18 protein-coding genes, 1 tRNA gene and 1 pseudogene are annotated in these 17918 nt (G+C 64.4%); 8 read left to right on the plus strand and 12 right to left on the minus strand.

Annotation, left to right across the window (positions count from 1 at the left end):
- Positions 1 to 6 precede the first annotated feature (6 nt).
- Entirely contained in the window at positions 7 to 534 is a 528-nt protein-coding gene (mobB, locus tag AYJ54_RS03360; RefSeq protein WP_063696449.1) for a molybdopterin-guanine dinucleotide biosynthesis protein B, read from the minus strand.
- 202 nt (positions 535 to 736) lie between these two features.
- Between mobB and fdhD the strand changes: the two genes are divergently transcribed.
- Together fdhD and mobA are read left to right on the plus strand one after the other, a co-directional pair.
- Positions 737 to 1627, plus strand: coding sequence for a formate dehydrogenase accessory sulfurtransferase FdhD (gene fdhD, locus AYJ54_RS03365; RefSeq protein WP_063696450.1), 891 nt, complete (start codon positions 737 to 739; stop codon positions 1625 to 1627).
- A complete protein-coding gene (gene mobA / locus AYJ54_RS03370) occupies positions 1608 to 2249 on the plus strand; it encodes a molybdenum cofactor guanylyltransferase MobA (RefSeq protein ID WP_082905458.1) in 642 nt (213 codons plus the stop codon). The genes fdhD and mobA overlap by 20 nt, the downstream gene beginning before the upstream one ends.
- A gap of 43 nt (positions 2250 to 2292) precedes the next feature.
- On the opposite strand, the gene AYJ54_RS03375 is transcribed toward mobA, so the two are convergent.
- The 7 genes and pseudogenes from AYJ54_RS03375 to AYJ54_RS03400 all read right to left on the minus strand — a co-directional run bounded on the left by AYJ54_RS03375 (position 2293) and on the right by AYJ54_RS03400 (position 8857).
- Complete coding sequence (locus AYJ54_RS03375) at positions 2293 to 3423, minus strand: FAD-dependent monooxygenase (RefSeq protein ID WP_063696452.1); 1131 nt, start codon at positions 3421 to 3423, stop codon at positions 2293 to 2295.
- 53 nt (positions 3424 to 3476) lie between these two features.
- A partial coding sequence (locus AYJ54_RS03380; RefSeq protein ID WP_245328861.1) for a molybdopterin biosynthesis protein occupies positions 3477 to 5076 on the minus strand: 1600 nt, incomplete at its 5' end.
- A gap of 1 nt (position 5077) precedes the next feature.
- Positions 5078 to 5416 (minus strand): annotated as a pseudogene (locus tag AYJ54_RS53400) (molybdopterin biosynthesis protein); the annotation flags it as partial.
- Between the two features lie 13 nt (positions 5417 to 5429).
- Positions 5430 to 6536, minus strand: coding sequence for a molybdopterin-binding protein (locus AYJ54_RS03385; protein ID WP_063696454.1), 1107 nt, complete (start codon positions 6534 to 6536; stop codon positions 5430 to 5432).
- Between the two features lie 54 nt (positions 6537 to 6590).
- The gene (locus tag AYJ54_RS03390) at positions 6591 to 7424 is read right to left on the minus strand and encodes an ABC transporter substrate-binding protein (protein ID WP_063696456.1); all 834 of its coding nucleotides are present in this window, start codon (positions 7422 to 7424) and stop codon (positions 6591 to 6593) included.
- A 15-nt stretch (positions 7425 to 7439) separates the two neighbouring features.
- Positions 7440 to 8162 (minus strand): ABC transporter ATP-binding protein, encoded by a 723-nt coding sequence (locus tag AYJ54_RS03395; protein ID WP_136623419.1) that lies wholly within the window; start codon positions 8160 to 8162, stop codon positions 7440 to 7442.
- A 2-nt stretch (positions 8163 to 8164) separates the two neighbouring features.
- Complete coding sequence (locus AYJ54_RS03400) at positions 8165 to 8857, minus strand: ABC transporter permease (RefSeq protein WP_063696459.1); 693 nt, start codon at positions 8855 to 8857, stop codon at positions 8165 to 8167.
- An 87-nt stretch (positions 8858 to 8944) separates the two neighbouring features.
- On the opposite strand from AYJ54_RS03400, the gene AYJ54_RS03405 reads away from it, so the two are divergent.
- Both AYJ54_RS03405 and AYJ54_RS03410 read left to right on the plus strand, forming a co-directional pair.
- A complete protein-coding gene (locus AYJ54_RS03405) occupies positions 8945 to 9838 on the plus strand; it encodes a substrate-binding domain-containing protein (protein WP_063696461.1) in 894 nt (297 codons plus the stop codon).
- A gap of 103 nt (positions 9839 to 9941) precedes the next feature.
- Complete coding sequence (locus tag AYJ54_RS03410) at positions 9942 to 11156, plus strand: ABC transporter substrate-binding protein (RefSeq protein WP_063696462.1); 1215 nt, start codon at positions 9942 to 9944, stop codon at positions 11154 to 11156.
- A gap of 109 nt (positions 11157 to 11265) precedes the next feature.
- Here AYJ54_RS03410 and AYJ54_RS03415 read toward each other — a convergent pair whose 3' ends face one another.
- Positions 11266 to 12231: a TAXI family TRAP transporter solute-binding subunit gene (locus AYJ54_RS03415; RefSeq protein WP_063696464.1), complete on the minus strand. Its 966-nt coding sequence runs from the start codon at positions 12229 to 12231 to the stop codon at positions 11266 to 11268.
- Between the two features lie 106 nt (positions 12232 to 12337).
- Between AYJ54_RS03415 and AYJ54_RS03420 the strand changes: the two genes are divergently transcribed.
- The 3 genes from AYJ54_RS03420 to AYJ54_RS03430 all read left to right on the plus strand — a co-directional run bounded on the left by AYJ54_RS03420 (position 12338) and on the right by AYJ54_RS03430 (position 14724).
- Positions 12338 to 13315, plus strand: a complete 978-nt coding sequence (locus AYJ54_RS03420; RefSeq protein ID WP_063696655.1) for a Bug family tripartite tricarboxylate transporter substrate binding protein — start codon at positions 12338 to 12340, stop codon at positions 13313 to 13315.
- A 328-nt stretch (positions 13316 to 13643) separates the two neighbouring features.
- Positions 13644 to 13719 (plus strand) — tRNA-Ile (locus AYJ54_RS03425).
- Positions 13720 to 13761: 42 nt separating this feature from the next.
- Positions 13762 to 14724: a hypothetical protein gene (locus tag AYJ54_RS03430; protein WP_063696466.1), complete on the plus strand. Its 963-nt coding sequence runs from the start codon at positions 13762 to 13764 to the stop codon at positions 14722 to 14724.
- Between the two features lie 170 nt (positions 14725 to 14894).
- Here the strand turns inward: AYJ54_RS03430 and AYJ54_RS03435 are convergent, their stop codons facing one another.
- Positions 14895 to 15518: a hypothetical protein gene (locus AYJ54_RS03435; RefSeq protein ID WP_063696467.1), complete on the minus strand. Its 624-nt coding sequence runs from the start codon at positions 15516 to 15518 to the stop codon at positions 14895 to 14897.
- 128 nt (positions 15519 to 15646) lie between these two features.
- Positions 15647 to 16498, minus strand: a complete 852-nt coding sequence (locus tag AYJ54_RS03440) for an IS3 family transposase (RefSeq protein WP_063696469.1) — start codon at positions 16496 to 16498, stop codon at positions 15647 to 15649.
- Positions 16499 to 16505: 7 nt separating this feature from the next.
- On the opposite strand from AYJ54_RS03440, the gene AYJ54_RS03445 reads away from it, so the two are divergent.
- On the plus strand, positions 16506 to 16889 hold the full coding sequence (locus tag AYJ54_RS03445) for a glutathione S-transferase family protein (protein WP_136623411.1): 384 nt from the start codon (positions 16506 to 16508) through the stop codon (positions 16887 to 16889).
- On the opposite strand, the gene AYJ54_RS03450 is transcribed toward AYJ54_RS03445, so the two are convergent.
- The gene (locus tag AYJ54_RS03450; RefSeq protein ID WP_082905459.1) at positions 16886 to 17911 is read right to left on the minus strand and encodes a threonine ammonia-lyase; all 1026 of its coding nucleotides are present in this window, start codon (positions 17909 to 17911) and stop codon (positions 16886 to 16888) included. The two genes, AYJ54_RS03445 and AYJ54_RS03450, sit on opposite strands and share 4 nt — an antisense overlap.
- Between the last annotated feature and the right edge of the window lie 7 nt (positions 17912 to 17918).

Genomic DNA, 17918 nt, shown 5'->3' on the forward strand with positions numbered 1-17918 from the left:
GCCTCGTCAGCGCAGCGAAGCGCTTCTAGCGACCGCCTCCTCGACCGGCATCGCCGCACGCAGCAGCAATGCCGCCACGGCCGGGATATCATCGAGATGGACGGTCGGCAGCCGGGTTTCAATGGCGATGTCGGTCGCGATCCCGACAATCCCGGGATCGTCGGGAAACAGCAGCGGCTTGTCGTTCGCGGCGCGATGCACCTCGATCTTGCGATGCGGCTCGCGCTTGAAACCTTCGACCACGACGAGATCGACCGGCGACAGCTTGCCGAGCAGCTCCGGCAGCCGCGGCTCGTCGGCCCCGCGCAGCTCATGCATCAGCGCCCAGCGGTTCGCCGAGGAGATCAGCACCTCGGCCGCGCCCGCCTCGCGGTGCCGCCAGGAATCCTTGCCGGGCACGTCGACGTCGAACTGGTGATGCGCATGCTTGATCACGGAGACGCGCAAACCTTGCGCGTTGAAATGCGGGATGAGCCGCGTCAAGAGCGTGGTCTTGCCCGCACCGCTCCATCCCGCAAGGCCGATGACTTTCATTCCAGCTTGTCTCCGCCAACGGCAGGTTAGCCGATGGAACCTCCAGCCTCGCCCGTCATTTCGAGCGAAGCAATCCAGAGTGTGTCCGCGGATGCATTTCTGGATTGCTTCGCTGCGCTCGCAATGACGAGCGGAGGCATTTTACCTATTCCCGGCCATGCTTATATCGGCTTGACCCGAATGTCATGCTAACCTCACGGCCATGATGAAGATGGAGAAAGCCCCGGTCCCCCTGATCGTCCCGAACCCGGACGATCCGCGCCTGACCCAGAGCGTGACCGGGACCGACCAGACCGGCGCCAAGGTCGAGATCAAGGTGCCGATGGAACGCCCGCTGACGCTCTACCTGAACGCCCAGGAGATCGTCACGATGATGACGATCGGCGATTACCCGGAATACCTGGCGCTGGGCTATCTGCTCAACCAGAACATGCTGAAATATAGTGACGTGGTCACCGAGGTCGAATACGACGACGACCTCCAGGTCGTCGTCGTGCGCACCTCACATCACACCAATTTCGAGGCCAAGCTGAAGAAGCGCACGCAGACCTCGGGCTGCGCGCAGGGCACCGCCTTCGGCGATCTGCTCGAAGCGGTCGAAAGCGTCGCGCTGCCGAAGGCAGAGCTACGCACCTCCTGGCTCTACCAGATGACGCAGACGATCAACACCATGCCCTCGCTCTATCTCGAGGCCGGCGCGATCCATGGCTGCGTGCTGTGCAAGGAGGGCACGCCGCTCTGCTACACCGAGGATGTCGGCCGCCACAACGCCGTCGACAAGATCGCGGGCTGGATGTACCGCCACGGCGTCGATGCATCCGACAAGATCCTCTACACCACGGGACGGCTCACCTCGGAGATGGTGATCAAGACCGTGCGCATGGGAATTCCCATCCTGGTGTCGCGCTCCGGCTTCACCGCCTGGGGTGTCGATCTCGCCCGGCAGGTCGGCCTGACGTTGGTCGGTCGCACGCGCGGCAAACGCTTCATCGCGCTGTCGGGCGAAGAGCGCATCGTCTACGACCAGAACCTCGCTTACGTCGAGGAGGAGTCGGCCAAGCACAAGCGCAAGGGTGAAGGCGGTGACGACTAGGATTCCGCCCACACAGGGCGTGCTGCTTGCCGGCGGCCTGGCACGGCGCATGGGCGGCGGCGACAAGCCGATGCGCACGATCGGCGGCCGCACCATTCTGGAGCGCGTGATCGCGCGCCTGTCGCCCCAGTGCAGCGGATTGATCCTCAACGCCAATGGCGATCCGGCGCGGTTTGCCGCATTCGGCTTGCAGGTCGTCGCCGACGACGTGCCCGGCTTTCCCGGCCCGCTCGCCGGCATCCTCGCCGCGCTCGACTGGACCGCAGCGAACCGGCCGGGAATCGAATGGGTGCTCAGCGCTGCCGGCGACTGCCCTTTCCTGCCGCGTGATCTCGTCGCGCGGCTGCATGAAGAGTGTATCGGGGCAAACGCGCGGCTTGCGGTCGCGGCGTCAGGCGAGCAATCGCACCCAGTGATCGGGCTGTGGCGCGTGGACTTGCGCGAGGAGCTCCGTCATGCGCTGGTGGTCGAGGACCTCCGCAAGATCGACCGCTGGACCGCGCGCTATCCGCTCGCCACGGTGACGTGGCCGACCGAACCGCTCGATCCGTTCTTCAACGCCAACACCGTCGAAGACATTGCCGAAGCCGAGCGGCTGGCCGCGCTGGACGCGGCCTCCTAGCCGAAGCCGAGGAGCGAAAGAGCGCGCGCCAGTCATCCCAGGATCAAGCCGCCAGCGGCACGGTCCAGGCGTCGTAGCCGTAGACCCAGCTCGTATCGGTCCGCTCCCTCAGCCAGATATTGGCGCGCGAGGTCTCCTGCACCCGCGTCGTCCGCTCCTTGCGCGTCGCTTCGAAACAGCGAAACGCATCAGCGACGCCATCGCGGTCGACGCCGTCGAGGCAGCGCGACAGCACGGCGGCGTCCTCGATCGCCATGGCTGCACCTTGCGCCATATAGGGCGTCATCGGATGGCAGGCATCGCCGAGCAGCGTCACCCTGCCGTCCGACCAGCGCTCCAGCGCGTCGCGATCCATGATCGCCCATTTGTGCACGTCGGGACAGGCGTCGAGCACCTGCCCGACCTGCGGATGAAAGCCCTCGAACGATGCGCGCAGGTCGCGCACATCACCTTTCGCCGACCAGGACTCGATGCGGAAATCCGGCTCGGGCTGGCTTGTGACCAGATAGACTTCGCTGCGATCGGGCTTGACGTAGTAGATGACGATGTGGCGGTCCTCGCCCCACCACTTCGTGCAGTCATCGATTTTCTCGTCACCGAGCAGCGCGGCCGGATAGGTGGTGCGATAGGCGATGCGGCCGGTGAACCTGACCGGCGCGGTGTCGAACAGGATGTCGCGCACCACCGAGTGCACACCGTCCGCGCCGACCACGGCATCGGCAATCGTGCTGGTGCCGCCAGCGAAGGTCAGGCGAACGCCGTCACCGGTTTCATCGAGTCCGACCAGCTTGTGGTTGAGCCTCACGCGATCATCCGGCACAACGCTCGCCAATGCCGCGTGCAGATCTCCGCGATGCGCAAGCAAATAAGGCGCGCCGAACTTCTGCTCCGCGCTCTCGCCAAAGATCATGTCGAACTTGACGTCGCCGGTCCGCCAATCGCGGTTGTTCCAGGAGCGCGGATAGAAGGACTGGCTGCGCATCCGCCGCTCGAGGCCGAGCTCACGCAGCACTCTCATGGCATTGCAGCCGATCTGGATGCCGGCACCGATGCGCGCAAATTGCGAGGCCTGCTCGTAGACCATGACATCAATGCCGACGCGCCGGAGCGCTGCGGCGGTCGCGAGCCCGCCCATGCCGGCACCGACGATCGCAACCGAAAGCGGCCTTGCCATCGCGTCCCCCACCCTGTCTGCCGCGCAGCTTGAACCGCCGCGTCGTCATCTGTCTACGCGGGCCTGAATCCGGCACGCTCAAGTGCCGTGCGGGCTTCGTCCGATCCGAGTGCGTCGATAAAGGCCTGCACCGCCGGGCGCTGCTTACGCACCGTGACCAGCGCGAAATCATAATGCTCTTCCGCGAGCGGAATGAAACCGAGGCCGGAAGCATGGGCGACCGGCGCAATGGTCATGCCCCAGTCGGCGCGGTGCTGGGCAACCGCGGCGGCAACGGCATTGTGCGAACGCGGCTGGTTCCAATAGCCTTCCGGGCGCGCGCCGCCGAGCAGCCGGTCGATCAGGATGCGCGTACCGGCGCCCTGGTTACGGTTGACCATGATGCAGGCGGGATCGGCGAGTGCAGCGGCGACGGCCTCCTTCGCGCCGAGCCCCTCGAAGCGGCCATCGCCGTTCCGGAACACGATGCCCTGCATACGGCGCCAGCCCGGCACGAGTTCGAGTCCTTGAACGAGGTAGGGCGTGTTGTAGGTCCCGCTCTTGTCGTCGAACAGATGGATCGGCGCGAGATCGCATTCGCCGCGTCGCGCTGCCGCAAGTCCACCGAGGCTGCCGACCGCGATCGATCGCACTGCGAGCCCAGCGCGCGCCAGCGGCGCGGTGACGAGATCGAGACCGGTGCAATGGCTGCCAATGATGACGAGATCGGGCACGCGGACATGCGGCGTGAACAGCGTCACCTCGGCCTCGGTCCCGGCCGGCATCTGATCGGCAAGCGCATCGATGCGCAGGAAGCCGTCGGCCTGCGCGAAAGACGTGATGGCACCGGAGCCTTTGCCCGAGGGATAGGCGATCAAGCCGCCCTTGCCGTCGACCAGCGAGACCATCACGAACTCGGTGCGGCCGAGTTCGGAGGCAATGCGCACCGGCACGGTCGCACTGACCTTGGCGTCGGAGCGCGGCGGCAGGCCCGCCATTCGCCGCAGCACCGGTACGATCATGTCGTGGAAGGTGAACATCGCCGATGTCGGGAAGCCCGGAAGGATCACCACCGGCTTGCCGTCGCACACCGCAAGGCACAGCGGTTTGCCCGGCTTCAGCGCCACGCCATGTGCGATGATGCCGGGCTTGCCGAGCCGGCCGATGATGCGATGGGACAGGTCGCCCGCGCCTTTCGACGTGCCACCTGACAGCACCAGCATGTCGGCATCGGTCAGCGCGCGACGCATCGCGGATTCGAGTTTTGCCTCGTCATCGGCAACGGCACCGAGGAAGCTCGCCTCGCCGCCGTTCTCGTCGATCGCGGCGGCGACGATCGCGCCATTGGTGTCGTAGATCGCGGCGGGCGCGAGCGGCTGCCCGGGCTGCACAAGCTCGTCGCCGGTGGAGATGACTGCGACGCGCGGCTTTCGCGCGACGATCACCTCGGCAATGCCGCAGGCCGCCAGCATGCCGATTTCGCGCGAGCCGATGATGGTGCCGGCGCGCAAGAGCGCCTCGCCGCGCGCGATGTCGGAGCCTGCATAGGACACGAATTGTCCGGGCGAGGCGGCACGACGGACATCGATCGCGCCTGATCCGGCCGGCTGCGTATGCTCGACCATGACGACGGCGTCGGCGCCGCGCGGCAGCGGGCCGCCGGTGGCGATCGGCNCGCCGCAACCTGCAACGTCGGCGCCGCGCCGCAGTGAATGGTCTCGTCGTTCAGCGCGAGGCGCACGGCTGCGCCCTCGCTCGCCGCGACAAGGTCCGCCGAGCGGACGGCAAAGCCGTCGACATTGGAACGGTCGAACGGCGGCACGTCGATCGGCGCCACGACGTCTTCGGCCAAGGCCGCGCCGAGGGCAGCGGCAAGCTTGCGCGTCTCGTGCGGAATCGCACGCGGGAACAGCGCGGCTTCAAAGCGCGCCAGCGCATCCTCGCGCGACAGGATCTTGAGGAACTGTTCCTGTTCGAGCGCGCTGCGATCTTGCGGCTGCGAAATGCCGGTCATGTCGGAACCCATATCATTCCCGCATCAGATAGGCATCGACCTGCGTGCCCGCCGCAAATCCCTCGCTGCTGCCGGGAATGAGCAGCCATGCGTCCGCGTTGGCGATGGCGCGCAAAGGCCATTCACCGACCGCGAGCGGCAGCCACCTGCCCTGCTCTTCCGCCAGCAGCGCAATCTCGGCGACGCCGACGCCAGATGCGATCTTGCGGGCGAGCGGCAAGGTTACCGGCCGGCGTGGCCGCCGCGCCGACAGACGATCAATGATGGGAAACACGAGCGCGAGCCACGCGGCCAGTGCGTGATCGGGCGAACCGGGCAAGGCGATGACGGGAACTTTTCCGAGCCGCCCGACCGCGGCCGTGCGTCCCGGCCGGAGCGCGAGGCCATGGGCGATCACGTCACCGCGCTGAGCCAGCGCCGTAACGGCAGCATCCCGACGACCGACGCCGCTGCCTCCGATCGTCACGATGAGATCGCTGGTCGAGGCATCGAGCGCATCCGCGATCGATGCGTCATCGCGCGCGCGGGCCTCGTGGCTGCTCACATGCAGTCCCGCTGCGCGCGCCATCTCGGCAATCATGTGCATCGTCGCCGTCGCGCCGGGCATATTGACGATACGCAGCCGCGGCCGCCGCACGCTCAACCTGTCCACCCCTGCGATGCGTGCAAGCAAAAGATCGGCCGCACCGATTCGAGATCCCTCTGTGTCGCCAAGCGTGTGTTCGGCGATGTCGCTTCCTGCCCGCCTGACGCCCTGCCCCGGCAACCCTTCCGCCAACACCTGAGCAAGCGGCCCCGACACGTCGACCGCGTCAGCATCGAGCACACAGTCGCATCCCTGCGGCATCGCATCGCCAGCCTCCACCCACAGCGGTGTCTTTGCCAGAAGCAGCGGCGAATAGGAGGACGCGCCGACGAGATCGTTCGCAGACAGCGCCCAGCCGTCAGCGGCTGCAATGTCGCGGGGTGGATAGGCTGTGAGCAACGGGGTCCCGGCCGCGATGCAGCCAGCCGCCTCGGAAAGCGGCAACTCCACCGGCGCGAGCGGCTCGAGCCCATCCAGCAGCGCGGCGAGCGCTGTGTCGAGGGGCGTGAGCGATGGCGGCAGGCGCTGGGTCATGCGCCATGATGGACCATGCATCGACCGGTTTGGCAACCGCTCCCGACGGGGATGTCAGCCGCCGCTCTTGTCGGCGTTGGGAAAGAACAATTGCTGCCCGTCGATCTTGTAGCCGGCGATCGCCGCCTGGCCCTCCGGCGAAATCAGCCAGTCGATGAAGGTCTGCCCCAGCTCCTTTTTCACGCCCGGATGCTTCTCAGGGTTCACCAGCATCACGCCGTACTGGTTGAACAGACGCTTGTCGCCTTCGACGACGATGTCGAGGTCGCCGCGGTTCTTGAAGGAGATCCAGGTGCCGCGGTCGGACAGCACGTAGGCATTCATCGCACTCGCGGTGTTGAGCGCCGCGCCCATGCCCTGGCCGATCTCGCGATACCAGGGGCCCTTGGCGCTGGCGATGTCGATGCCGGCGACGATCCACAGTGCGAGCTCCGCGGCATGGGTGCCGGAGCGGTCGCCGCGCGAGACGAACGGGGCGCCTTTGGCCTCGATTGCCTTCAGCGCGGTGACGATGTCCTTGCCCTTCACGCCGGCAGGATCGCTCTTCGGTCCGATCAGCACGAAATCATTGTACATCACGTCGAACCGCTTCACGCCAAATCCGTCGGCGACGAACCGCTCCTCCTGCGGCTTGGCGTGTACGAACACGACGTCGGCGTCGCCCCTCCGTGCGGTGTCGAGCGCCTGTCCGGTGCCCTGCGCGATCACCTTCACGTCGATGCCGGTCTTGGCCTTGAAGATCGGCAGGAGGTAGCTGAACAGGCCGGAATCCTGCGTCGACGTCGTCGAGGCCACGACGATCGAGCGATCCTGGGCGGATGACGCCGCAATGCTAGCTGCGAGGCTGCCGAGAAGCGCGAGTGCCACGGACAGGCGGCGAAAAGCCATGAGTGTGCTCCGATTTCAAACCACGAGATCGCCGCGCAGGAAGGCGCGGGCCTCCTGCGTCGACGGACGATCGAGGAAGTCGTTCGTCGCGGCCCGTTCGCACAGCGTCCCACGCGCGAGGAAGATGACCTCGCCCGCAAGCCGCCGCACCTGGCCGAGATCGTGCGACGCCATCACGATCTTGATGCCCGATTGCGCCGCGCTCATGACGATCTCTTCCACCGCGCGCGTCGCGGCGGGGTCGAGATTGGCGGTGGGCTCGTCCAGCAGCAGGATCTCGGGATCGCGCGCCAGCGCACGTGCCAGCGCCAGCCGCTGCTGCTCCCCGCCGGAGAGCAGCCGCGCCGGACGATGTGCGAGATCGGCAAGCCCGACGCGTTGCAGCAAAGCCGCCGCGCGCGACGGCCGCTGCGACCGCGGCATACCGGCTTGCGCAAGCGCGTAGGTCACGTTGGCCGACGCCGCCCGCCGCAACATCACGGGCCGCTGAAACACGAAGGCGCGACGCGTCGGTGCCGGATCGGTCCGGCCGCCCCAGGTGATGCGCCCCCCGGTCGGTGCGCTCAGTCCCATGCAGAGCCGAAGCAGGCTGGTCTTGCCGGACCCATTCGGACCGACGATCAGGGTCGGAACGCCCGGTGCGATCGTCAGGCTGATGTCGTTGAGAAGTATGGTCGCGCCGGCCTGCAGCGCGACGCCATCGAGAACCAGGGGAAGATCGGTCACCGGCGCACGCATGTTCATCCCGTCAATCGTTGCGACCAGACGCGGGTGCCCCACGCGGCTGCGTTGATGGCGAGCACCAGCACGATCAGGATCGCGCCCAGTCCCATCGCCAGCGGAAGGTTACCCTTGGAGGTCTCGAGCGCCACCGTGGTCGTCATGGTGCGGGTAAAGCCGTCGATATTGCCGCCGACGATCATGACCGCGCCGACCTCCGCCGCCGCGCGGCCGAAACCGGCGAGCAGCGCGGTGAGCAGGCTGAAGCGCGCATCCCACAGCAGCGTCGTCATGCGGCCGATCGGTCCGACATTCATGGCATTCAGCTCGTCGCGATATTCGGCCCAGAGATCCTCGATCGTCTGCCGCGTCAGCGCGGCGATGATCGGCAGGATCAGCACCGTCTGCGCCACCACCATCGCCGCCGGCGTGAACAGTATGCCGAAGGCGCCGAGCGGCCCCGAACGCGACAGCAGGAGGTAGAGCGCGAGCCCGACCACGACCGGCGGCAGCCCCATCATCGCGTTGAGCAGCACCACCAGGGCCGGCCGTCCCGGAAAGCGCGTAAGCGCCAGCAACGCGCCAATGGGCATGCCGATCGCGGCCGCCAGCGCGACGGCCGCAAGGCTCACACCAAGTGAGAGCCGTACGATCGCGAACAGGGCCGGATCGCCGGCCAGGATGAGTTGCAAAGCACTGAGATGATCGGGCATGGTTCCACCGGACCCATATTGATCTGCAGAAATTCCAGCTTGCGTCAAATGCCAAAAAAGAATCAAGAATTTGCGTAGGAATGCAGAATGGACTTCCTGACGACCAGCGAAGCCGCCGATTACCTCCGGCTTGGGGAGCGCAAGCTCTACGAGCTCGTCACCACCGGCGCGATCCCCTGCAGCAAGGTAACGGGGAAATGGCTGTTCCCCCGGCATGAGCTCGACCTCTGGGTGCTGTCGGGGCTGGCGCGCCCGGCCGGGATGCTGGCGGCCGAGCCGCCGCTGATCGTGGGCGGCAGCCAGGACGATCTGCTGGAATGGGCCTCGCGGGAATCCGGCTCGGGGCTCGCCTCCCTGAACGAAGGCACCGCGCGCGGGCTCGAGCGCCTGCAGCGGGACGAGGTCATCGCCGCGGCGGTGCATTTCCATAGCCTCGATGCCTCCGACAATCTGGCCGGCGATGCCAATGTCGCGGCGCTGCGGGCCGCAACGGACCTGCATGACGCGGTGCTGGTGGGGCTGGTGCGCCGCGAGCAGGGCATCGTGCTGCCGGCTGGTAATCCCAAGCGGCTCCAGAGCCTGTCCGACGTCCTTGCACTCGGCGCCAGGATGGCGGTGCGGCAACAGGGCGCAGGCGCGCAAATGCTGCTCGACGTGCTCCTGAAGCGCGCCGGCGCCTCCCTCAAGGATCTGCGCCGGCTGGAGACGCCATGCCTCACCGGCCCGGACCTAGCCGCCGCGATCCGCGCCGGCCATGCCGATTGCGGTGTGGCGACACGCTCCGCAGCCCGTGGCGCCGGCCTCGATTTCGTGCCGCTGGTCTGGGAAAATTTCGATCTCGCGATGCGGCAGCGCAGCTATTTCCGCCCCGCCATGCAGGCGTTGGTCCGGTTCCTCGGCGAACAGCGGCTGCGCCAGCGCGCCGAGGAGCTGACCGGCTACGATCCCTCGCCTGCGGGACAAATCCGCTTCGCGGCCTGACGTTGACGCCCGCCCTCGAATAGTTGCAAAAGAAACCAATTCAGCCGGGCCATACCCGGCGCAATGGCAACAGCGGCCAACGAGCCGATGAGGGAGGACAAGCGTGAATCCAACCAGATTTGGACTGCCGGTCGCGGTCGCCTTCGCGGCGGCGCTGGTGCCGGGCGCGGCGTCGGCGCAGATTTCCGACGACGTGGTCAAGATCGGCGTGCTCACCGACATGAACGGCCCGGCTTCGGCGCCAACCGGCCAGGGCTCGGTGACGGCGGCGCAGATGGCGATCGACGATTTCGGCGGCAAGGTGCTGGGCAAGCCGATCAGCGTCGTCGTCGGCGACCACCAGCTCAAGGCCGACATCGGCGGCGCGATCGCGCGGCGCTGGTACGACGTCGACCAGGTCGACCTGATCGTCGACGTCCCGGTCTCGGCGGTCGGGCTCGCGGTGCAGAACATCGCCAACGAGAAGAAGCGGCTGTTCATCACGCACTCCACCGGCACGGCCGACTTCCACGGAAAATTCTGCTCGCCTTACGCGATCCAGTGGGTGTTCGACACCCGCGCGCTCGCCGTCGGCACGGCGGATGCGGTGGTCAAGCGCGGCGGCGACAGCTGGTTCTTCATCACCGACGACTACGCCTTCGGCCATTCGCTGGAGCGCGACGCCTCTACGGTCGTCACCGCCAATGGCGGCAAGGTGCTGGGCTCGGTGCGGCCGCCGCTGGCGACGCCAGACCTCTCCTCCTTCGTGCTCCAGGCGCAGGCCTCCAAGGCCAAGATCATCGGTATCGCGGCCGGCCCGCCCAACAACATGAACGAGATCAAGACCGGCACCGAGTTCGGCGTGTTCAAGGGCGGCCAGCAGATGGCGGCACTGCTCGCGCTGATCACCGACATCCACGGCATTGGCCTGCAGGCAGCGCAAGGCCTGTTGCTGACCACGTCCTTCTATTGGGACATGGACGACAAGACCCGCGAATGGTCGAAGCGCTACTTCGCCAAGATGAAGCAGATGCCGACGATGTGGCAGGCCGGCGTCTATTCCTCCGTGATGCACTATCTCAACGCGATCAAGGAGACCGGCACCGACGATCCCCTGAAGGTCGCAGCCAAGATGCGCGAGAAGCCGATCGAGGACTTCTTCGCGCGCAACGGCAAGCTGCGCGAGGACAATCTGATGGTGCACGACCTCTGGCTGGTGCAGGTCAAGTCGCCGGAGGAGAGCAAATATCCGTGGGACTATTACAAGATCCTCACGACCATTTCGGGCGACAAGGCGTTCGGGCCGCCGGATCCGGCGTGTGCGATGGTGAAGAAGTGACGCGCTAGGCAGTCATTCCGGGGCGGTCCGCAGGACCGAACCCGGAATCTCGAGATTCCGGGTTCGCGTCTTCGACGCGCCCCGGAATGACGGTCGCTTAAAGCGACCGTCACTTCACCACGCCAATCTCGCGGAAATACTTCATCACACCCGGATGAATCAGCTCCGGCTTCGGGGCCGCGGCGACCGTGTTCACAGCCGTGGTCTCGCAGGCCTGCGCCAGCTTCTTGCAGAACGTCACTTCCGCGCCATGCAGCGTCTTCGCCAGCCGATAGGCGACATCGTCGGGCAGGTCCTCGCGCGTCAGCACAAAACTCCAGGAGCCGAGCGAGGCGATCGGCTCGGTCTGCTTCGGGTAGCTGCCGGCCGGCACGGTCAGCGGCTTCAGGAAGGAATGCTTGGCGCGGATGCGCGCGATCTCCTCACTGCTCGGCGCGATGAAGCGCGCCCCGGATGCGCTGGAAGCGACCGCCGCGAATCCGGGCCAGCCGATGCCGGCGCCCCAGAGCGCCGCGACCCGGCCGTCATCGACCATCGCGGGCCCATCACCGGCGCGATCGAGATAGATCGCCTTGAAATCTTCGTCCTGTTTCAGGCCGATCCCGTCGAGCACGTAGCGCGCCAGGATCGGCAGGCCCGAGCCCCTGGCGCCGAATGCGACCGGCTGGCCGACGAGATCGTGAATGGTCTTGTAGGGACTGTCCGCCCGCACCACGAACATGCCGGGGTTGGAATAGATCGCCGTGAGGATTTTCAGCCGCGCCGGCGCCCGGCCGATGCCGGCAAAGGCCTCGTAGGCCGGCTCGCCCGCGACCAAGGCGAGATCGAGCTCGCCCTTCTCCAGGAGCGGAATGTTCTCGTTGCTGCCCTTGGTGTTGCGCGGGGCGATGGTGAGCTGTGTATCGGCCGCGTTCATCACCTCCGCAAACGCGTTGCCATAGAGCGGGAAGCCGCCGCCCGGCGTCGCAGTGCCGAGGCTGATCGTCGTGGTCGGAATGGCCTTGTCTCCGGTTTGGGCCGCGGCGGGGCCGATGAGCAGCACCGCGCCGACGAAGATGGAAAATGCGAATCTCATGGTCGCTCCGGCTCCGCCCGCGTCAACATGAACTTGAGATGATGTAGGCAGCGGCCGGATTTTATGAAAGCATGCAAGCAACGACAATAAAGCAATGGGAGGCATCATGCTGCGAATTCTGCGTAACGGTTTTTTCGGTCTCGTATTCCTTTCAAGCCTTTTCAGCGCCGCACCTCCCGCCACCGCCGCCGACTACCCCAACCGCCCCGTGCACTGGCTGATCGGATTTGCCGCCGGCGGCCCGGTCGACATCGTGGCGCGGATCATGGCGCAATGGCTGTCGGACCATCTCGGCCAGCAGTTCATCGTCGAGAACCGCACCGGCTCCGGCGGCAACATCGCGGCCGCCGCCGCGATCAACTCGCCCGCGGACGGCTACACGCTGCTGTTCGTCGCGCCCAACAACGCGATCTCGACCTCGCTCTACAAGAAGCTGCCCTACGACTTCCTGCGCGACACCGTGCCGGTTGCGAGCATCATGCAGCTCACCAACATGCTGGTCGTCTCCAACGCGATGCCGGCGAAGACCGTCCAGGAGTTCATCGACTACTGCAAGGCCAATCCCGGCAAGATCTCGTTCGCTTCCTCCGGCAACGGCACCTCGGTGCACATGTCGGCGGAGCTGTTCAAGGTGATGACCAAGTGCGACATGGTGCACGTGCCCTATCGCGGCTCGGCGATCGCCTTCCCCGACATCATCTCCAACAAGGTGCAGCTCATCTTCGACAACCTGCCCTCCGCGCTGGAACAGGCACGCGGCGGCAATGTCCGCGCGCTTGGCGTGACCTCGCCGCAGCGCTGGCCGGGCGTGACCGACGTGCCTGCGATCGCGGAGACCGTGCCGGGATTCGAATCGGTCGGCTTCTACGGCATATCCGCGCCGAAGGGCACGCCGCCGGACGTCATCGAGATCCTCAACAAGGCCGTCGGCGAGGCCTTGAAGGACCCGAAGCTGGTGGCGCGCCTTGCCGAGACCGGCGGCATCCCGAAGCCGATGACCCCGGCCGAGTTCGGCAAGCTGGTCACGGATGAGACCGAGAAATGGCGCAAGGTGGTCGAATTCGCCGGCGTTTCGGTCGACTAGGGCCGGCATTGCCCGGCCGTCTGTGAGACGGCCGCGCTTGTCGCGGTCGTCTAGCCCCCATCAAAAATATCGAAAACAACCCCATGCAAAGTAAAAATGGCGGCTTGCCGGAACGATGCAAGCGGCCGCGAGACATTTGACACGTCGGGCAAAACAGCGGCACAATTACAAGATCGCCAGCAATCCGCAAACGACCGGACGAGGCTCACTTTCCGAGCAGCGGCGATGCTTTGGACGACCAGGGGCCCGGCATTGCACCCTCGGCTCGGGCCCTGTAAACGGACGGCGCACCGTTGCCGGCCGCGCCTCCCGCGGCCGCCTCGCGGCGGGGCCTGTAGCTCAATGGTTAGAGCCGGCCGCTCATAACGGTCTGGTTGCAGGTTCGAGTCCTGCCGGGCCCACCAATTATTGCCCTGGGTGTAGTGTGCATTAAAACTGGCCTGGACATGGACATCCAAGACATTCTCGACACCAAAATCAGAGGGTTACCCTCAGGCGCTCATGACACTGGCCTGCGTGCAGTAAAATCGCACATCGATGCGGCGGTACGTCACTTCTTGAGAGGCCAGGCTGAGCCAGACGAAACACTTTTTACCGATGTCATATTTCGATGCAACCAAGCCTTCGAAGGAAGTATCAAGGAAGCTTATCGGGTCATTGCCGGTCAAAACCCAGACCACGTGAGACCCTTCGACATCGAAAAATTTCTGAGCGAAGGGAATCTGCTACGGAAAAAGGTTTTAGATCAATTCACGCGCTACCGACAGGAGTGGAGAAATCCTTCGGCGCACGACTACACGCTGGATTTCGATGAAGACGAGGCACTCCTCGCTATTGTCTCCGTCACGACATTCGCAATCGTGCTCTGCGATCAAATCGACAGCAAAATCGCTTTCGATGCAGCCGCCGCCGCGACTCCGGCAGAACAAATTTCGCTCCATCAAAAAAATAAACCCCTCCTAGAACTCGTTACTCAACGAGTTCTAGCCTTCGCGGAATCCCATATCGATCCGATCGGGAAAACAGTTTCTCCAGCGCACGATTATTATCGTCTTGAAGGTGCTCTCGCCGGATATTTATCCGCAGACTTGGCGCAGGTGTCAGGGCTGACCGTAGAACAAAATAAGCGCTTCGCTAGCAGCGAAGCCGATATCGTTATCAGTCGCGACACCGAAAAGGTTGTGATCGAACTCAAGCGTATGACCGCCAAGTTAAGTAAAAAGGCCGTGGTGCTCCGCGCCATTACGCAGGTGGCACTGTATCTTCACGAGAAGGATGTCGTTGGTGCAGTCGTTCTTGTTCATAACACTGCCGTCAACGAGTATGAAGTGTCAGCGGCGACGGGGGCGCTTGCCGAGCTCGTTCGCGTTGTTACGCCTCGGCTGGAAGGACCTGCCTCAACACCTTAGGCCGGGTAGTAAAAACCTCCGCGGATACAAGTCGATTCGCGAACTGCCTGGATTGCGGCAATTGCGGTGACAGTGCACTCAATGACTTCGGCCGGACTCGGCGGAATCCGTCGTTGCGGCGCCATAGGTAACGCCGTCCGATCAAAAGAAACCAGCCCTGCCAGGTAGAACTAGGGCGTCTCTGTTGCTTTGATTTTTCCCGGGATAGGCAACAACGTGAAAGAAGGCGGCTTGACCGCATACACCCGCAAGGACCGCTCAATCTTAAGGGGATCGACGTCGCGGTAGCGCACATGGATATTGATTTCCGCCGCCGCGACGACCCCGGCGCGCATCTTTTCTGCGACGTCCCTCAGCTCATGAACTTTGAAAGCTAGGTAAATTGAGCCTGAATCACGTTTCCCAGCGCGCTTGGTGAGATAGAACGTGTCGTGCCTCCCTCCAAAAGCGGCTGGATAGAGTTCTGAGTGCAAGATTTTGTTTCTCGCATCATGGGCCCAGTCGAAAAACTCAAGAACATTCTCCGTCGCCTTAACCACCAACGGATCAGCTTCTTGCTCGCGATAGAATTTCCTCGTGACACTTGGACGCTGCTGCTCGTTGAGCGAATAAAAATAGTGATGCAGAAGATCTCTCGATATTTGACCATGCGCGGGGTGGTGCAGGAACAGATTGTCGACGCCCCGTTCAAACTGAACAAACGTCAGGGAGATGACGCCGACCGCATGCAGAGCCTTACCATCGCCGGCGTTGAACTTGGGCAACGGCCAGATGTCAGCCTCGGGCTTATCCATGTTGGTTGGCCATGTCGGTTGGCATGTAAGCGATTCTAGAGCACAATCAGAATTACGGCGACAGTGTTGGACTGCACCCCTGGAATGAGACACGATAATTTCTGTGACAGTGCGGTTGCCATGATGCGTTATCGTGCCTTGTTTTGCGCGAACACGGTTTCGAACTCAAGGGGCGATTGGTATCCGAGCGCCGAGTGCAGCCGCTCCTTGTTGTAGACGTCTGCGATGAAGCCATTGATGCGGCGGCGGGCCTCCTTGATGTCAGCGAAGGCGGAAGCGTTGATCTCCTCCGTCTTTAGCGTCTTCATGAAGCTTTCCGCCTTGGCGTTGTCGAAGGGATTTCCGGGCCTACTCATGGTGATGTTGTGTTCGGCGAGCCTCTGGCGATAGGCGATGGAAGCGTACTGCACGCCGCGATCGGAGTGATGGATCAGGCTGCCTGGCTTCGGCTTGCGGGCGTCGAGGGCTATGTTCAGCGCGGCAATGGCGAGCGAGGCGTCGAGCGTATCCTCAAAAGCCCAGCCCACGGCCTTGCGCGAGAACGCGTCGAGGATGACGGCGAGATAGGCGAAGGCCTTGGCGAGATGCACATAGGTGATGTCGGCGACCCAGATTTGATCGGGCGCTGATGGCACCAGGCCGCGCACCAAATTCGGTACAATGAGAAAGCCCGAGGGGCGCTCTGTGGGCGGCTTCAGGAATGGCGCCTTGCGCTGGGCCAGGAGATTGTCTTCGCTCATAAACCGCTGAACTTTCTTGGCATTCACCACCATGCCCTGCCGCCTGAGGGTGGCTGTCACGCGCCGATAGCCATAGAAGCGGTGCTTGAGGCAAATGCACTGGATAAGGTCACGCAGCTCGCACTCAGCCGTCTCCTCATTGCGTCCGGCAAGGTGCCGGTAATACGTCGCGCGCGGCAGGCCCGCGAGCCCGCACAGGCGCTGCACATCGGCCTGCGAACCGGTTGCCTCCAGTATCATGGCTTTGATGACTTCGATGATGCGGACGCGGTTTTGCGGTGCGCGGCGTGCCGCCCTGCGCCTTCAGGCCCTCGCCCATGGCCTTTGCGACGCTGGCATTGCCCTGCGTTGGGAAACCGAGCGGCGGCCCGAACCGTTGAGATACAAGCCGATTGCCGACGGGATGACGATAAAGCTCATCGAAAGCTGCGATTTTGTCGAGCGCGATCCTGGGCTCGATGATCCCATCCATATTGGACACATCGCGCTCGCAACGGCCCTCGCCTGGCTGGAATTCCGCCGGCTGCCCGAATTCTGTCAAGGACGGCCAAGACTTTCGCATTGGTACAGAGCCTTCCTGCAACGTCCTTCGATGCAAAAGACGGACTACGCGGGGGAGACCCACGACTAGTTTCGATCGGGACCGCTGGCGAGCGCGGTCACTGGCCGGCGGCCGGCAAGCGCGCGCATGTCCTCAAGACGTTCTATCGGCATGTTGCCGCCGCCGAGAACCGCAACATATTGCCCGGGACGGGTTTGCGCAGCCCTGGCGGCGGCGGCAAGTCCAACAGCGCCGCCAGGTTCGACGATCATTTTCATCTCCTCTGCGGCAATGACTACGGCGCCGGCGATCTCGGCCTCGCTGACCAGCTCGACGTCGTCGACGAAATGACGGATCAGCGGAAAAGTCAGCTTGCCCAATTGCTGAACCTTGATGGCATCAGCGATGCTGCCGCTCGGGCCGGGCAGCGGAATGATGCGTCCCTCGCGAAAGGAAAGAAAGGCGTCGTTCTCGCTCTCTGGCTCCACACCGACGACCCGGATTTCAGGCCGCGTCTGCTTCAACGCCGCGGCGATACCCGAGACGAGACCGCCGCCGCCAATAGGCACATAGACGGTCGTCGGCATCGAAAGCGGCAAATCCTCGATCAGTTCGAGACCGATCGTGCCTTGTCCTGCAATGACGGTCAGATCGTCATAGGGTGGGACGATCACGACGCCCCGCTCGGCCGCGAGTTGTTCAGCGAGCTTCCGTCGCGCTTCGGAGCTCGGCGCCGCATTGACCACCTGCGCACCCCAGCGCTCAGTGGCCGCAACTTTCGTCGCGGGCACGTCGGGCGACATGACGATTGTCGCGGGTAGCCCCTGATCGCGTGCAGCCTTTGCAACCGCCTGAGCATGGTTGCCGGTGGAATAGGCGATGACGCCGCGTCGCTTCTCCTCCTGCGACAATCTGGAGATACGGCAGGTCGCGCCACGGATCTTGAACGATCCCGTCGGCAGGAGATTTTCCGCCTTCGCGAGCAGGCGACCTGCCCTCCGTCGGCCGTCGTGCAACTCCAGGCAGGGAGTCCGCGGCAGTCCACCGATGGTCAGCACCCTTCGCGCGTCACGGATTTGTTCCAGTGCGAGCAATGGAGCGGCATCACTCATATTTGCC

This window comes from Bradyrhizobium centrolobii (assembly GCF_001641635.1).
Lineage (GTDB): Bacteria > Pseudomonadota > Alphaproteobacteria > Rhizobiales > Xanthobacteraceae > Bradyrhizobium > Bradyrhizobium centrolobii.

Coding starts and splice junctions, on each gene's coding strand:
- mobB (WP_063696449.1), bottom strand. CDS start 534: ATGAAAGTCATCGGCCTTGCGGGATGGAGCGGTGCGGGCAAGACCACG.
- fdhD (WP_063696450.1), top strand. CDS start 737: ATGATGAAGATGGAGAAAGCCCCGGTCCCCCTGATCGTCCCGAACCCG.
- AYJ54_RS03375 (WP_063696452.1), bottom strand. CDS start 3,423: ATGGCAAGGCCGCTTTCGGTTGCGATCGTCGGTGCCGGCATGGGCGGG.
- AYJ54_RS03385 (WP_063696454.1), bottom strand. CDS start 6,536: ATGACCCAGCGCCTGCCGCCATCGCTCACGCCCCTCGACACAGCGCTC.
- AYJ54_RS03390 (WP_063696456.1), bottom strand. CDS start 7,424: ATGGCTTTTCGCCGCCTGTCCGTGGCACTCGCGCTTCTCGGCAGCCTC.
- AYJ54_RS03395 (WP_136623419.1), bottom strand. CDS start 8,162: ATGCGTGCGCCGGTGACCGATCTTCCCCTGGTTCTCGATGGCGTCGCG.
- AYJ54_RS03400 (WP_063696459.1), bottom strand. CDS start 8,857: ATGCCCGATCATCTCAGTGCTTTGCAACTCATCCTGGCCGGCGATCCG.
- AYJ54_RS03405 (WP_063696461.1), top strand. CDS start 8,945: ATGGACTTCCTGACGACCAGCGAAGCCGCCGATTACCTCCGGCTTGGG.
- AYJ54_RS03415 (WP_063696464.1), bottom strand. CDS start 12,231: ATGAGATTCGCATTTTCCATCTTCGTCGGCGCGGTGCTGCTCATCGGC.
- AYJ54_RS03420 (WP_063696655.1), top strand. CDS start 12,338: ATGCTGCGAATTCTGCGTAACGGTTTTTTCGGTCTCGTATTCCTTTCA.
- AYJ54_RS03430 (WP_063696466.1), top strand. CDS start 13,762: ATGGACATCCAAGACATTCTCGACACCAAAATCAGAGGGTTACCCTCA.
- AYJ54_RS03435 (WP_063696467.1), bottom strand. CDS start 15,518: ATGGATAAGCCCGAGGCTGACATCTGGCCGTTGCCCAAGTTCAACGCC.
- AYJ54_RS03440 (WP_063696469.1), bottom strand. CDS start 16,498: ATGATACTGGAGGCAACCGGTTCGCAGGCCGATGTGCAGCGCCTGTGC.
- AYJ54_RS03445 (WP_136623411.1), top strand. CDS start 16,506: ATGACTTCGATGATGCGGACGCGGTTTTGCGGTGCGCGGCGTGCCGCC.
- AYJ54_RS03450 (WP_082905459.1), bottom strand. CDS start 17,911: ATGAGTGATGCCGCTCCATTGCTCGCACTGGAACAAATCCGTGACGCG.